This window comes from Bradyrhizobium sp. LeoA1Lang (assembly GCF_055413685.1).
Map to the genome: position 1 here is coordinate 1 of NZ_JBVAPG010000212.1, position 11558 is coordinate 11558.

The window sequence follows — 11558 nt, forward strand, 5'->3', positions numbered from 1 at the left end:
TTCTCGAAACTGAAGCGTTTCAGGCGCGTTGCTACGCGCTACGAAAAAACCGCACGAAATTACTTCGCTGTCGTCGCTATCGCCGCAACTCTGCTCTGGCTAAGATAACTGTCCACGCGACCTAGCGCCTACGTAAGGTATGCGACATACCAGCTTGCAAACAATCCGCGTGGTGGACCACTTTCCGAGCTACTTTGTCGCAGTTGGGCTGTTACCGGTCATTCGGGAAGAAAAAAAGAAAGGCCCCGGAGCAGGGGCCATTCGTTCAAACAAAATGTGAGTCTCGTGGGCGTCACCCCGACGACATTCGCCGCCGGAATTCGTGTCGCTATGGGGCCTTAGAGGCCGAAGCGCGGCAGGTCGCCGTTGCGGATGGAGATCTCGGCGCTCTTCATCAGCAGCCGATCGATCGTGGCCATCAAACGTCCCCACAGCGAGGTCGGCGCCGAAATTGCGATGGAAGCAGTCTTGGACATGATGTCCCCCTTCTCTGAAGTTGCAGCGGAACTCCGCTTCATGATCTGGGGACTATTTATGTATACCAGATGCCAGTGACCACGCATTTGTTTGCATAGCAGCATCCGCTTTCTGCAGTGCAGCATAAACCGGTTGTTTGGCATTCCGAATGTCAAAAAGGCCGCCGGGAACCCGGCGGCCTTTTGCTTCCAAGTTGGTAACCCTCTTACTCAGCCGCCTGCTTCTGCGGCGGAGCGAGCGCGCCGGAGTCGTGGATCTCGGCGACCTGGTGATCGGTGAAGCCGAGCACCTGGCGCAGCACCTCGTCGGTGTGCTCGCCAAGCAGCGGCGAGCGAAGCACTTCGCTCGGGCTGTCCGACAGCTTGATCGGGTTGCCGACCGACAGGTATTTGCCGCGGGTGGGATGGTCGACCTCGACCACGGTGCCGGTCGCCCGCAGCGACTGGTCCTCGGCGAGTTCCTTCATCGACAGGATCGGGCCGCAGGGGATGTCGTATTGGTTGAGGATCTCCATCGCCTCGAACTTGGTCTTGGTCGTAGTCCACTGCTCGATGCGGGCGAAGATCTCGTTCAGCCGCGGCAAGCGTGCCGCCGGCTTGGCGTAGTCCGGATGCGTCTTCCAGGTGGGCTCGCCGATCACGTCGCAGATCTTCTCCCAGACCGGCGCCTGCGTGATGAAGTAGATGTAGGCGTTGGGATCGGTCTCCCAGCCCTTGCACTTCAGGATGCGCCCGGGCTGGCCGCCGCCGGAATCATTGCCCGCGCGCGGCACGGCGTCGCCGAACGGAATGCCTTCGCCGAACTGGCTGTATTCCTTGAGCGGGCCATGGGCGAGACGCTGCTGGTCGCGCAGCTTGACGCGGCAGAGGTTGAGCACGCCGTCCTGCATCGCCGCGGTGACTCGCTGGCCCTTGCCGCTCTTGGTGCGGTGGAACAGCGCGGTGACGATGCCGAGGGCAAGATGCAGTCCCGTGCCGCTGTCGCCGATCTGTGCGCCGGTGACGAGCGGCACGTCGTCGCGGAAGCCGGTGGTCGAGGCCGCGCCGCCCGTGCACTGCGCGACGTTCTCATAGACCTTGCAGTCTTCATACGGCCCCGGGCCAAAGCCCTTGATGGAGGCCACGATCATCTGCGGGTTGATCTGTTGGATCTTCTCCCAGGGAAAGCCCATGCGGTCGAGCACGCCGGGGCCGAAATTCTCCACCAGCACGTCGCACTTCTTGATCAGCGCGGTCAGGACTTCCTTGCCCTTCGGGTTCTTGGTGTCGAGCGTGATCGAGCGCTTGTTGTGGTTGAGCATGGTGAAATACAGGCTGTCCACGTTCGGGACGTCCTGCAACTGGCCACGCGTGATGTCACCGACGCCCGGGCGCTCGACCTTGATCACGTCGGCGCCGAACCAGGCCAGGAGCTGGGTGCAGGTCGGCCCCGACTGGACATGGGTGAAATCGAGAATGCGAACGCCCGTAAGCGCCTTAGTCATCTGTCCTCTCCTTGTTACTACCTGTTGCTGTCATGCCCACGAAGGCGGGCATCCAGTAATCACCGTCGATTCAGTCGGGCTCAGTGTTCGCCTCACGATAGCTCGGCGGCTACTGGATCCCCCGCCGGAGCCTGTCATCGGGCGGCCATTCGGCCGACCCGTTGGCGGGGAATGACGCCGTTCAGTTGATCCGTTACTTCTTCTTCAGAACGCTCTGCGGATTGAGATTGCCGATGCGGCCGCTCTCCGAGCCGGCCGCCGGATCGATCACCGCGTTGATCAGGGTCGGCTTGCCGGAGTCCATCGCCGCATTGACGGCACGCTTCAATTCATCCGGCGAGGTCGCGTTGACGCCGACGCCGCCGAACGCCTCGATCATCTTGTCGTAGCGTGCGCCCTTCACGAACACCGTGGTTGCGGGATCGGCGCCGGCCGAGTTGGTGTCGGTGCCGCGATAGATGCCGTCATTGTTGAAGACGACGACGCAGACCGGCAGGTCGTAGCGGCAGATGGTCTCGATCTCCATGCCCGAAAAACCAAAGGCGCTGTCGCCTTCGACCGCGAGCACCGGCTTGCCGGTCTCGACGGCGGCTGCGATGGCATAGCCCATGCCGATGCCCATCACGCCCCAGGTGCCGACATCGAGCCGCTTGCGCGGCTGATACATGTCGATGACGCCGCGGGCGAGGTCGAGTGTGTTGGCGCCTTCGTTGACGAAGATAGCGTCCGGCCGCTCCTTGATGATGGTGCGGAGCACGCCGAGCGCGCCGTGATAATCCATCGGCGAGGCATTGCTCATCAGCTTCGGCGCCATCTTGGCGACGTTCTCGTCGCGCTTGGCGTTGACCTTGGTGGTCCAGTCGGCAGGCGGCGCCGGCCAGTTGCCGCCCATGCCCTCGAGCAGCGCGGTGACACAGGAGCCGATATCGCCGACCAGGGGAGCCGCGATCTCGACGTTGGAATCCATCTCCTTCGGCTCGATATCGACCTGGATGAATTTCTTCGGTGCATCGCCCCAGGTCTTGCCCTTGCCATGCGAGAGCAGCCAGTTGAGGCGGGCGCCGATCAGCATCACCACGTCGGCATCCTTCAGCACGGTCGAGCGCGCGGCGCCGGCGGATTGCGGATGCGTGTCGGGCAGGAGGCCCTTGGCCATGCTCATCTGCAGGAACGGCGCGCCGCTCTTCTCGACGAAGCTGCGGATGGCGTCATCGGCCTGTGCGTAGGCCGCGCCCTTGCCGAGGATGACCAGCGGACGCTTGGCGCCCTTGAGCACGTCGAGTGCGCGCTTCACCGCCGACGGGGCAGGGATCTGCGCCGGCGCCGCATCGATCACCTTCACCAGCGACCTCTGGCCGGCTTCGGCATTCATCACCTGCGAGAACAGTTTTGCCGGCAGATCGAGATAGACGCCGCCGGGACGGCCGGACACGGCGGCGCGGATCGCGCGCGCAAAGCCGATGCCGATATCCTGCGCGTGCAACACGCGGAACGCCGCCTTGCAGAGCGGCTTGGCGATCGCGAGCTGGTCCATCTCCTCATAGTCGCCCTGCTGCAGGTCGACGATCTCGCGCTCCGAGGAACCCGAGACCAGGATCATCGGAAAGCAGTTGGTGGTGGCGTGCGCCAGCGCGGTAAGCCCGTTGAGGAAGCCTGGCGCCGACACCGTCAGGCAGACGCCGGGCTTCTTGGTCAGGAAGCCCGCGATCGCCGCCGCGTAGCCCGCGTTCTGCTCATGCCGGAACGACAACACGCGAATGCCCGCCGCCTGCGCCATGCGGCCGAGATCCGTGATCGGAATGCCCGGCACGCCGTAGACGGTGTCGATGCCATTCAGCTTCAGCGCATCGATGACGAGGTGAAAGCCGTCCGTAAGCTCTTGTTCCGTGCCCGGTGCTTCGGTCTTGGTGGCGGTATTTAGCATGGGCATGGTCTCCCTCTGGCTTTTCTGGTTCGGACGAGTTCGTCGTCTTCTGAGTGACGCTCTAAGTGAAAAGTTCCTGGCCGTGCGCTTCGACGTAAGCGGCAAGGCCAAGCGTGTGGTCGCGCGCGCGCTTTTCCGCAAGCTCGGTGTCGCGCGCCTCCAGCGCCTCGATGATGCCGAGATGCTCGGGTAGCGATGTCGCGGTGCGATCCTTCCGCCCGATCGTGAGCTGCCGGTAGCCGCGGACATGCAAGAGGATGTCGTTGGTCATATCGACCAGGACCTGATTCTCGGACAGCGAGATCAGCGCCTGATGGAAGGCGATGTTGGCCTTGGAATATTCCTCGATGTGATCTTCCGGCCGGCGGTCGCTGCTGAAATCCTTGAAGAAGTCGCGCAGCGCCGTGATGTCTTTCTTGCGCGCGGTGGTCGTGATCAACCGCGCGGCCATGCTCTCGAGTGCGGCCCAAGCGCGGATCATGTCGACGATCTCGGTCTTGGTGCGGCGGACCACGACGATGCCGCGGCGCGGCACGGTTTTGACAAAACCGTCCTGTTCGAGCATGGCGATCGCTTCGCGGATCGGGGTGCGGCTGACGCCGAGGCGCTCGGACAACGCACGCTCATCGAGCATCACCGGCTCGGGCGTCGTATAGATGTCCATCTTGAGAATAGCTTCCTTCAAGGCTTCGTAAGCCTTGTTCTTGAAGCTCGTCTCTGGCGCGATCCGGACGATCGCAATATCTGCCTCAGCCATAATAGGCGATGCCTTGGTTTCCTTCGGTGTTGGCACGACTCGTCTCCTCCGTTTGGAAGACGCCTTCTTAGCAGAAGAAATGCCGTCAGGTTTTTGGCATGCCAAATACCAGAATGTCAAGTTGCCATTGTTTTCTGCATCCGGCGAGCGAAGACCGGCTTGACTTTTTGGCTTCTGGCATACCAAATGCCATCAAATTTGTCCTGGGAGGAAGCCGATGTCAAATTCAAAAGAAGCAGTCCGCAAAGTTCTCGATGCGGTCAAAGCGGACAAGCGCACGAGCCTGACGGCGCCGGAGGGCAAATTGGTCTGCGATGCCTACGGGATACCGGTCCCGAAGGAGGACGTCGCCAAGTCGGCGGCCGAGGCGGCGCGGATCGCGTCCGGCATGGGCTTCCCGGTGGTCATGAAGATCGTCTCGCCGGACATTCTCCACAAGACCGAGGCCGGCGGCGTCGTGGTCGGCGTCAAGACCGCCGCTGACGCCGAGAAGACCTACGAGACGATTCTCGCCAACGCCAGGAAGTACAAGGCGGACGCCAAGATCGAGGGCGTGCAGGTCCAGCAGATGCTGGGCGGCGGCACCGAGGTGATCATCGGCTCGATCACCGACGGCTCGTTCGGCAAGCTGGTCGCCTTCGGCCTTGGCGGCGTGCTGGTCGAAGTGCTCAAGGACATCACCTTCCGCCTCGCGCCCGCGACCAAGGAAGACGCCCTGTCGATGCTCGACGGCATCCAGGCGCATGAGATGCTCAAGGGCGTGCGCGGCGGCGATCCCGTCAACCGCGAGGCGCTCGCCGACGTCATCGTCAAGGTCTCGCGGCTGGTCAGCGATTTCCCTGAAATCGTCGAGCTCGACCTCAATCCGGTCTTCGCCACCAAGAAGGACGCGATCGCGGCCGACGTGCGCATCGTCGTCGATTTCGACTACAAGCCGCGCCCGGCGCCGCGCCCGACCGAGGAAATCGTCGCCGCGATGAACCGCATCATGCAGCCGAAGGCGGTCGCCGTGATCGGCGCCTCCGCCGAAGACGGCAAGATCGGCAACTCCGTGATGAAGAACCTCATCAACGGCGGCTACAAGGGCGAAATCTATCCGATCCACCCCAAAGCGCCCGAGATCCTCGGCTACAAGGCCTACAAGAGCGTCAAGGATGTGCCAGGGGTGATCGACGTCGCCGTGTTCGCGATCCCCGCGAAATTCGTCGCCGGTGCGCTCGCCGAATGCGGCGAGAAGAAGATTCCCGGCGCTGTGCTGATCCCGTCCGGCTTTGCCGAAGCCGGCGCGCCTGAGTTGCAGGCCGAGATCGTCGAAGTCGGCAAGAAATATGACATCCGGCTGATGGGGCCGAACATCTACGGCTTCTATTACACGCCGGCCAATCTGTGCGCGACGTTCTGCACGGCCTACGACGTCAAGGGCCATGCGGCATTGTCATCGCAGTCCGGCGGCATCGGCATGGCGATCATCGGCTTCTCGCGCTCGGCCAAGATGGGCGTCTCCGCGATCGTCGGCCTCGGCAACAAGTCCGATATCGACGAGGACGATCTGCTCGCCTTCTTCGAGCAGGACCCGAACACCAATCTGATCGCGCAGCACTGCGAAGACCTGAAGGACGGCCGCGCCTTCGCGGAAGCCGCCAAGCGGGTCTCGAAGAAAAAGCCGGTGATCGTGCTGAAGGCCGGCCGCACCTCGGCGGGTGCGAAGGCGGCCAGCTCTCACACCGGCGCGCTCGCCGGCAACGACAAGATCTATGAGGACGTGTTCAAGCAGTCCGGCGTGATCCGCGCCCGCAGCTTGCGGCAACTGCTCGAATTCGCCCGCGGCGTGCCGGTGCTGCCGACGCCGAAGGGCGAGAACGTGCTGATCATCACCGGCGCCGGCGGTTCGGGCGTGCTGCTCTCCGACTCCGTGGTCGACAACGGCCTGTCGCTGATGCAGATGCCGCCGGACCTGGATGCGGCCTTCCGCAAGTTCATCCCGCCATTCGGCGCCGCCGGCAATCCTGTCGACATCACCGGTGGCGAGCCGCCGATCACCTATGTCAACACGGTGAAGCTCGGCCTGTCCGATGAGCGCATCCACGCGCTGATCCTCGGCTACTGGCACACCATCGTGACGCCGCCGATGGTGTTCGCGCGCAACATGGTCGAGGTGAAGAAGGAGATGGAGGCCAAGGGCTTCGTGAAGCCGATGGTGGCCTCGCTCGCCGGCGACGTCGAGGTCGAGGAGGCCGCCGAGTATCTCTATCAGCACGGCATCCCGGCCTATGCCTATTCGACCGAACTGCCGGTCGAGGTGCTGGGGGCCAAGTACAAATGGGCGCGCGGCGCGGGTCTGCTCTAACGAGAAGATCAATGCCGCTTCGACGTCAGTCGGAGCGGCATTTTGATTGAACGCTTCGGGTGAGGGGACTCTCCACAAACTCGGTCTGTGTCTGGGAATGCAGGTCGCGATGAAGAGAGACGTGATCCGGCGCAAGTCCGTCGAGAAGGCCAACGCGGATCCTGAGGCCGATTCGCGCGAGGGCGGCGTGCAATCCGTCGACCGTGCGCTCTCGATCATCGAGACGCTCGCCGAAGACGATGAAGGCTACCGTTTGAGCGATCTCGCCATCCGCACGGGGCTGTCGACCTCCACCGTACATCGTCTGCTGGCAACGCTCGAAAGCCGCCGTTTCGTGCAATTCGACCGTACCGAATCGAAATGGCATGTCGGCGCCCGCAGCTTCACGGTCGGTGCCACCTTTGCGAGGCGCCGCAACTTCACCGCACAGGCAGTTCCTTACCTGCGCAAACTGCGCGACCTCACGCGCGAGACCGCCAACCTCGCCGTGGTCGACGATGAGTTCATCGTCGTGCTGACCCGCATGGAGAGCCGCGAGATCATGCGTTCCCTGACCAAGGTCGGCGGCCGTGTGGCGATGGTGGCGTCCGGCGTCGGCAAAGCGGTGCTGGCGACCTACTCGGATGAGGACGTCAGCGCGATCATCCGCCACCACGGTATGCCGCGCCTGACCGAGAAGACCATCACGCGGCCGAGCGACCTGTTCAGGGAACTTGAACGGGTCCGCCGCCAAGGCTACGCCGTCGACGACGAGGAAGCCTGCATGGGGCTGCGCTGCATCGCCGCCGTCGTCTACAACGATTGCAGCGAGCCGCTGGCGGCGATCTCGGTCTCCGGCATGACCAGCCGCCTGACCGACGATCGCTTGGCCACGCTCGGCCAGACCGTGCGCGAAGTGGCGGCCGAGCTGACGCTTGCGCTCGGTGGCCTCGTGCCGGCTGCGACGGCTGGCTGAGAAGACAACGCCGTCATTGCGGGCGCATCCGCCTGTGTGGAGAGATGGATTGCGTCGCTGACTACAGCTCAGATCGCGGGCGTTATCAGACCAACCCTCATGTCTCTGGCAACGTAGACGCATGTGTCATCGGCGTGCACGCGGCCGTTCGCAACTCCGAGAACCAGTCTGCCGCGCCTTACCTGGCGCATATCAACCTCATAGCGAACGCGTCTGACTTCTGGCGTGATATGGCCTCTGAACTTCACCTCGCCAACACCGATGGCGCGGCCTTTGCCTGGTGAGCCCGACCAGCCGAGCCAGTAACCGATCATCTGCCACATCGCGTCCAAACCCAGACATCCCGGCATCACAGGGTCGCCAGGAAAGTGGCAATTAAAGAACCAGAGGCTCGGCGTAATGTCCAACTCGCCGACGATATGGCCCTTTCCAAATTCGCCGCCGTCCATGCTGATGTCTGTGATGCGGTCCATCATAAGCATGGGCGGTGCTGGCAACTGTGCATTGCCTGGGCCAAAATAGCCACCTTCACCTGATTTGAGCAGATCGTCTTTTGTGTAGGACGATTGCGGAGTGTGAAAGTCGTGTGGGTTGGGCAAGACAACAAGGCCTTTGGTGGTGAGCGGTCGGGGGTATACGCCGACGTCTGTACTCGCGGTCAGGGTGTACTTGGATTGAGTTCAATTCAAGTGCGATCAGGGGCGAATGGTCGAAAGCTGTCGCCGCGAGGCCGCCCTCGATGGCAAGTCTGGGCTGGTCGCCGGTTCGCACAACGCCGAAGTCGGCTCCCTGTCAGAGGTTGAACCGGCAGTAACGTCCGCTGTTGGGCGCAAGGTGGACCATTGGCGAAAGGCCTGGATCGACTAAACTGACGCCTCACGAACCAGGGGACCGGTTGCTTCCCTGACCGCAAGAACAATGCCGGGGAGAAAACATGGGTCGGAAGATAGCTATCGTCGGAGCTGGTGCGGTCGGCGGGTATGTCGGTGCCCATATGGTGCAGGCCGGCGAGGACGTGACGTTCATCGATCCCTGGCCCGAGCATATTGACCACATGAGGAAGCACGGACTGCGCGTCACGCACGCAAGGGACGTCGCGGAATTCTCGGTTCCCGTGCGCGCGCTGCACATCACGGACGCGCAGCAGCTCGCCAAGGAGAAGCCGGTCGACATCGCCTTCGTCTGCATGAAATCTTACGACACCGCCTGGGCCACCATGCTGATCCAGCAGTATCTGGCGCCCGACGGCTATGTGGTGTCGCTGCAGAACTGCATGAATGAAGAGACGATTGCCGGCATCGTCGGCTGGGGCAAGACGCTCGGATGCATTGCCAGCAGCATCACCGTCAATCTGCCTGAACCCGGCCATATTCACCGCGGCGCCGGCAAGGGCGGGGCGGCGCACACCGTATTTCGCACCGGCGAAGTGCACGGTCGCGTCACGGCTCGGGCGGAAGAAATCTGCCGTCTGGTGGGCTACTCGGACAGCGCCAAAGTGACCGGCAATCTGTGGGGCGAGCGCTGGTCGAAACTGGTTGCCAACGTCATGGGCAATGGGATCTCGGCCTGCACGGGTCTGTCGGGCGGAGACATGTTGCAAAGCGAGCCGATCCGCCGTTTCTCCACCCGGCTCGGCAGCGAAGCGATCCGCGTCGGCCAGGCGCTCGGCTGTCAATTGGAGGAGATCCTGCACCTGTCGCCTGAGACGATCGCGCGCGCCGGAGAAGGCGACGAGACGGCGATGCGCGTCTGCGACGAGCAGCGCTTCAAGGACGGCAAACGCACCTCCTCCGAGCAGCGTCCCTCGATGGGCCAGGACGTGCAGAAGGGCCGGCGCACCGAGATCGAATTCCTCAACGGTTTCGTGGTGCGTGAGGGCGAGAAGATCGGCCTGTCCTGCGCAGCCAATGCCGTGCTGACCGACCTCGTCAAGCGCGTGGAGCGGAATGAGCTGAGCCCGGATCCGCGGCACATTACTGAGTTGCGGCTGAACTGAGCCGCGTTGCTCGCCTTGATGCGCAGAACGGGTTGACGTCTGAACTACCGGGTGGGCAGACAAATTCCGTCCACTTGAATCGGACAGGTACGGGCCAACAGCGGACTGGCTGCAGGGCAATGTCGCCAAGCGAAAGGTCTCTTATAAAGACACCTAACATTGCGGGCGCTTGTCGAGAGCCGCCACGATGCGCTCTAGATTGGCATTTATCCGCTGCGTTTCGGTGAGCTGCTGCTCACACAGTTGGATTACCGAAACCCCCGATTTTGTGCGGTTGGTAAAACGCGAAACCACGATCCATGCACCAATGAGCAGCACGAACGGCCACCATGAGAGCAGTGCCGACAGCCAATCACCATTCATATACAGGTTTCCATCCTCTTTATCGGACAGCGGAGCAGCCCAGCGCGCGTCAGGATGCCGTTCATCCATTAACAAGTAACCCTCGCTCGTTGATAAATGTAGGAAATCAATGCACGCGGCGCTTGTTGGGGGCACTCAGAACCGGAAGATCACTTTGGGATTGCCGAGACAACTATAGCTCGGAAGAACTCGCGGTATCGCCATTGCTAACTGGATGTCTGTCAACAGCGGCCGGCATCCGAAACCCTTCACAAAAGCGGCGTCGAGGCACGCGCACAGCGATGTCCGCCCTGGTTCAGACGACCGACATGGTGAAAGCGGGAGCGCGATTCAGCTCGGGGTCTTTTCGGACCTCAGCGCGGTCTTGAAATATCTCCAGTTTACCCCAACGACCGGACATCACTAAGCGCAGGGTGGCTTAGCGAACGCGTAATCCACCCTTGCATCGCGCGACTGTCCGGAGTCCTTTGAGGTGCCGGCTCGTCGTGCTTGGGGCGTCGTAACGGACGCGCGCCGCTTCGTCCTAGAGCGTGATGACTTTTCTTCGAATCGTCATCCCGCTCTAGCTCTTTGTTTGAGCATGATCTTTTTCGGAAAACCGGTCTCCACTTTTCCGGATCATGCTCTAAGCTACCGGACGCGCTCAAAAGTTATGCGGATCCGTGTTCCTTCCGGCCTCTGGAAGTTTTCTGTCATTCGATCGCCGTCCACGATGAGCGTAAGCTCTTTGCGAGTACGTTCACTTCCAATCCAATTTGGAAAGGTCGAAACCTCCACCTTGTTGCCACTGAATTCTCCGTTCTCATCGACCGTGTATGTACCTGCGAACCCGATAGCTCCGGCCATGGCTGCTCGATTTTCTTGATCCGTCCCGTTGCCGCGCGCACTCGACGCGAAGCGCGGAACCGTTGAGTCGCTCAGAACCTCGACGAAATGCATATCCTCGGTAAAGACGAGCATGCCGTTCGGTTTTGGCCCGTACGCCGGGAGGTTCCCTCCATCCGGATCGATCTGCGCGGCGACCATCCGCCATGTGCCCGCCACCTTGTTCAGTGGTCGCGCATTCGCCGACAACCCAGCTAGGGCGAAAAGCGCAGCGACGGATACAATCGCAATGGTAGATAGCTTCAGGTGCCGTCGCGAACTTGGTTGGAATTTGTCCGTCGCGAGTCTCCGGTGAACGGATGATATCTGCTCAGGCGGCAAGATCAACCGGCTGAGCAATGGGCTTGCTGGCGAGGGTCTGCCAGCCGTCG

The 11558-nt window shown here is 62.0% G+C and carries 10 protein-coding genes and 1 pseudogene; 4 read left to right on the top strand and 7 right to left on the bottom strand.

Annotated elements, in window-relative coordinates; all coding sequences use genetic code 11:
• Nucleotides 1-108, top strand: a pseudogene (locus tag ACZYOF_RS38775) (IS5/IS1182 family transposase); the annotation flags it as partial.
• A 230-nt stretch (nucleotides 109-338) separates the two neighbouring features.
• Here the strand turns inward: ACZYOF_RS38775 and ACZYOF_RS38780 are convergent.
• The 4 genes from ACZYOF_RS38780 to ACZYOF_RS38795 form a co-directional block, all read right to left on the bottom strand.
• Nucleotides 339-476 carry a hypothetical protein gene (locus ACZYOF_RS38780; protein WP_165421361.1) on the bottom strand — a complete coding sequence of 46 codons (138 nt, stop codon included), beginning with the start codon at nucleotides 474-476 and terminating at the stop codon, nucleotides 339-341.
• Nucleotides 477-682: 206 nt separating this feature from the next.
• On the bottom strand, nucleotides 683-1960 hold the full coding sequence (gene frc / locus ACZYOF_RS38785; RefSeq protein WP_130581660.1) for a formyl-CoA transferase: 1278 nt from the start codon (nucleotides 1958-1960) through the stop codon (nucleotides 683-685).
• A 193-nt stretch (nucleotides 1961-2153) separates the two neighbouring features.
• A complete protein-coding gene (gene oxc / locus ACZYOF_RS38790; protein WP_463719041.1) occupies nucleotides 2154-3884 on the bottom strand; it encodes an oxalyl-CoA decarboxylase in 1731 nt (576 codons plus the stop codon).
• Between the two features lie 61 nt (nucleotides 3885-3945).
• The gene (locus ACZYOF_RS38795) at nucleotides 3946-4641 is read right to left on the bottom strand and encodes a GntR family transcriptional regulator (RefSeq protein ID WP_130581667.1); all 696 of its coding nucleotides are present in this window, start codon (nucleotides 4639-4641) and stop codon (nucleotides 3946-3948) included.
• 217 nt (nucleotides 4642-4858) lie between these two features.
• Here ACZYOF_RS38795 and ACZYOF_RS38800 point away from each other — a divergent pair, with 217 nt between their 5' ends.
• Both ACZYOF_RS38800 and ACZYOF_RS38805 read left to right on the top strand, forming a co-directional pair.
• The gene (locus ACZYOF_RS38800; protein WP_463719042.1) at nucleotides 4859-6988 is read left to right on the top strand and encodes an acetate--CoA ligase family protein; all 2130 of its coding nucleotides are present in this window, start codon (nucleotides 4859-4861) and stop codon (nucleotides 6986-6988) included.
• A 109-nt stretch (nucleotides 6989-7097) separates the two neighbouring features.
• On the top strand, nucleotides 7098-7943 hold the full coding sequence (locus ACZYOF_RS38805) for an IclR family transcriptional regulator (protein WP_282526308.1): 846 nt from the start codon (nucleotides 7098-7100) through the stop codon (nucleotides 7941-7943).
• Nucleotides 7944-8011: 68 nt separating this feature from the next.
• On the opposite strand, the gene fabA is transcribed toward ACZYOF_RS38805, so the two are convergent.
• Nucleotides 8012-8542: a bifunctional 3-hydroxydecanoyl-ACP dehydratase/trans-2-decenoyl-ACP isomerase gene (fabA, locus tag ACZYOF_RS38810; protein WP_463719043.1), complete on the bottom strand. Its 531-nt coding sequence runs from the start codon at nucleotides 8540-8542 to the stop codon at nucleotides 8012-8014.
• A 335-nt stretch (nucleotides 8543-8877) separates the two neighbouring features.
• Between fabA and ACZYOF_RS38815 the strand changes: the two genes are divergently transcribed.
• Nucleotides 8878-9939, top strand: coding sequence for a ketopantoate reductase family protein (locus tag ACZYOF_RS38815; RefSeq protein ID WP_463719044.1), 1062 nt, complete (start codon nucleotides 8878-8880; stop codon nucleotides 9937-9939).
• A 153-nt stretch (nucleotides 9940-10092) separates the two neighbouring features.
• Here ACZYOF_RS38815 and ACZYOF_RS38820 read toward each other — a convergent pair whose 3' ends face one another.
• The gene (locus ACZYOF_RS38820) at nucleotides 10093-10371 is read right to left on the bottom strand and encodes a hypothetical protein (protein WP_463719045.1); all 279 of its coding nucleotides are present in this window, start codon (nucleotides 10369-10371) and stop codon (nucleotides 10093-10095) included.
• 561 nt (nucleotides 10372-10932) lie between these two features.
• On the bottom strand, nucleotides 10933-11558 hold a 626-nt coding region (locus tag ACZYOF_RS38825), incomplete at its 5' end, for a lipocalin-like domain-containing protein (protein WP_463719046.1).

Bases quoted from the DNA above. Each gene is read 5' to 3' on its own strand.
- ACZYOF_RS38780 (WP_165421361.1), bottom strand. From the start codon at position 476: ATGTCCAAGACTGCTTCCATCGCAATTTCGGCGCCGACCTCGCTGTGG.
- frc (WP_130581660.1), bottom strand. From the start codon at position 1,960: ATGACTAAGGCGCTTACGGGCGTTCGCATTCTCGATTTCACCCATGTC.
- oxc (WP_463719041.1), bottom strand. From the start codon at position 3,884: ATGCTAAATACCGCCACCAAGACCGAAGCACCGGGCACGGAACAAGAG.
- ACZYOF_RS38795 (WP_130581667.1), bottom strand. From the start codon at position 4,641: ATGGCTGAGGCAGATATTGCGATCGTCCGGATCGCGCCAGAGACGAGC.
- ACZYOF_RS38800 (WP_463719042.1), top strand. From the start codon at position 4,859: ATGTCAAATTCAAAAGAAGCAGTCCGCAAAGTTCTCGATGCGGTCAAA.
- ACZYOF_RS38805 (WP_282526308.1), top strand. From the start codon at position 7,098: ATGAAGAGAGACGTGATCCGGCGCAAGTCCGTCGAGAAGGCCAACGCG.
- ACZYOF_RS38815 (WP_463719044.1), top strand. From the start codon at position 8,878: ATGGGTCGGAAGATAGCTATCGTCGGAGCTGGTGCGGTCGGCGGGTAT.
- ACZYOF_RS38820 (WP_463719045.1), bottom strand. From the start codon at position 10,371: ATGGATGAACGGCATCCTGACGCGCGCTGGGCTGCTCCGCTGTCCGAT.